Below are 2,205 nucleotides of genomic sequence, written 5' to 3'. Positions count from 1 at the left end.
GCCACCCGGACGCCGGCCGGACCTCCTTACCGGTCTCCCGGGACGGCGACGGCACCCGGGACGAGAGCCCGGACCGGCACGCGCGAGGCGACGGGGCCGCTGCGGGTCGAGGAGGATCTCGACGCCACCGGACCCGTGCTCGCGCCGCTCGGGCACTCCCCCGCGCTCGACGGCCTGCGCGCGCTCGCGGTCACGGCCGTCATCGCCTATCACGCCGGCGTCTCGTGGATGCCCGGCGGCCTGCTCGGCGTCGACACCTTCTTCGTCCTCTCCGGGTTCCTCATCACCGGCCTGCTGATCGCCGAGTACCGCTACAACCGGCGCATCGACCTTCGCGCCTTCTGGATCCGCCGGTCCCGCCGCCTGATGCCGGCGCTGCTGCTGCTGCTGCTCGGGGTGGCGGCCTACGCCCGCTGGATCGCCTCCCCCGGCGACGTGGGAACCCTGCGGCTGGACGCGCTCTCCACGCTGCTCTATGTCGCAAACTGGCGTTTCGCGCTGTCCGACCAGAGCTACTTCGACCACTTCTCGGCTCCGTCACCCCTCCTGCACACCTGGTCACTATCCGTTGAGGAGCAGTTCTACGTCCTGTGGCCGCTGATCGTCTACCTGCTGATGCGGCACAGCGCGAAGACCGTGGACCGCTGGCGCCGGCAGCGCCAGAAGGCCCAGTCGCTCGCGCTCACGGTCGCGGTCCTCGGCGCCGAGGCGTCCGCGTTGGTGGGCCTCGCCCTGCTCGTGGTCGGGACGCACCCCTCCCGGATCTACTACGGCACCGACAGCCGCGCCCAGGCCCTGCTGGTCGGGGCCGCCCTCGCCGTCTGGCGGGCCCAGCGGACGACCCCGATCTCCGCCCGGGCCCGGTCGGTCATGTCGGTCGTCGGCTGTGTCGCCACCGCTGCGATGATTCTCCTCTGGACAACGGTGAGTGGGGAGAGCCGCGGACTCTACGCCGGCGGCTTCCTCGGGGTTGCGATCATCGTGATGCTGCTGGTCGCCTCGCTCGTGGAAGCGCCCCGAGGCCCGGTGGCGAGGGTGCTGGCCACCGCCCCGCTGACCTTCGTCGGCCGCATCTCGTACGGCCTGTACCTGTGGCACTGGCCGATCTTCCTCACGCTGACGGCGACCCGCACCGGGACGAACGGCGTGGTCCTGCTGGGGCTCCGCCTCGCCGCCACGCTGGCGATCACGCTGGCCTCGTTCCACCTCGTGGAGAACCCGATCCGGCGGGGCAAAGTACGCTTCCCCATCCCGCAGGTGACGGTGCCCGCCGCCCTGGGCGGGGTGCTCGCGGTGATCCTGCTGGCGACCGCCGGGACGTCGGCGTCGGTGCGCACTCCCGCGGACCTGGAGGCGTTGGCGCGGCGGGCGGCGACCTCCCCACAACCGGCCGTCGCCGTCAAGGCCGGCGGGAACCCCCCGATCAAGGTCCTGCTCGGCGGCGACTCGGTGGCTCTCACCCTGGGGTTCAGCGACTTCTCCTCGATGGCCGCCCAGCAGGGTATGGAGATCCACGACTTCTCCAAGCTGGGGTGTGGCGTCGCACGGGGGATGCAGCGGCGCATCCTCGGCAGCGCCGGTCCCACCACCGACGGATGCGACCAGTGGCCGCAACGGTTCACCCAACGGGTGAACGAGGTCAACCCCGCGCTCGCGATCCTGCTGGTCGGTCGCTGGGAGGTCACCGACCAGATGCGGGACGGCCGGTGGACGCACATCGGCGATCCGGGGTTCGACGCCTACCTCGGCCGGGAACTCGACCTCGCCATCGACACGCTCGGCGCCAAGGGTGCCAGGGTGGTGCTCCTGACGACCCCGGTGTTCAAGCCGACCGAGGCGCCGAACGGCGGCATCTACCCGGAGACGAAGGCCGAACGGGTGGTGCGGTTCAACGCGCTGCTGCGGGCCGCGGCGGCTCGCCATCCCGGCGTCACCGTGATCGACATCACGTCAATTCTCACTCCTGGTGACAAGTACGTCGACGAACTGGACGGTGTCCGGCTACGCGACGACGACGGTGTGCACATCTCCAATGGCGGTGCCCGACGGATCGGTGTCGCGATCATTCCCCAGCTTCTCCGGATCGCCCGGGGAGCAGCGGCCGCCGCACCCGCGCCGACCACGCCGACCACGGGAGCGGGACCCGACTGACCCGCCCGCTTTACCCGACGCTAACCTTCCGCCCAGTACCGGGCGGTCTACAGG

General features: G+C 71.2%; 1 protein-coding gene. It reads left to right on the top strand.

The window, feature by feature from the left end; translation table 11 throughout:
- Positions 1–2,151, top strand: a 2,151-nt coding sequence (locus AC08ON_RS17270) for a DUF459 domain-containing protein (protein ID WP_476617355.1), incomplete at its 5' end; no start/stop codon positions are given.
- Positions 2,152–2,205 lie beyond the last annotated feature (54 nt).

The organism is Frankia sp. CoWAU3, assembly GCF_977971855.1.
The sequence above is the reverse complement of the archived record's forward strand: the minus strand, read 5'-3'. Positions and strand labels throughout refer to the sequence as shown.